The sequence below is a fragment of the Cellulomonas carbonis genome (assembly GCF_014636275.1).
Classification (GTDB): domain Bacteria; phylum Actinomycetota; class Actinomycetes; order Actinomycetales; family Cellulomonadaceae; genus Actinotalea; species Actinotalea carbonis.
Map to the genome: position 1 here is coordinate 1 of NZ_BMEB01000070.1, position 505 is coordinate 505.

General features: G+C 66.3%; 1 protein-coding gene. It reads right to left on the reverse strand.

Features of this window, described 5'->3' with window-relative positions:
- Positions 1–93: 93 nt before the first annotated feature.
- Positions 94–505, reverse strand: a 412-nt coding sequence (locus tag IEV86_RS17745) for a helix-turn-helix domain-containing protein (RefSeq protein ID WP_188484866.1), incomplete at its 5' end; no start/stop codon positions are given.

Consider the following 505-nt stretch of genomic DNA (forward strand, 5'->3'; position numbering starts at 1 on the left):
AACAATGCTTGCGGCGTCGGTCACGGGCGCGGTGACAGAGCGATCAGCCCGCGGCGTCGGTGACGGTCGGCTGCTCGCGCAAGTAATGCGCGGTCAGCCTGCGTCGGGGACGACGGTGTATTCGAGGACGGGACGACCGGCCGAACCGTATCGGGGACGGCGTTCGAGCATGCCGGCGTCGGCCATGGATTCGAGGTAGCGGCGAGCGGTGACTCGGGAGACCCCGAGCCCTTCGGCCAGCTCTGCTGCGGACTGGCCGGGATTCTCATCGAGCAGGCTCTTCACCTCGGCTTGGACCGCATCGGGCACTCCCTTCGCGGTCGCCGCCACGGTGTGCGTGCGCAGAGCCGAGATCGCTTTGTCGACCTCGGTCTGGGTGACCTCGCCGTCGTTCGAATCCCCGCCGAGGCGGTTGCGGAAGGACGAATACGCCTCGAGTTTGGATTTGAAGACGGGGAAGGTGAAGGGCTTGATGATGTACTGGGCGACGCCGTAGGACAGAGCC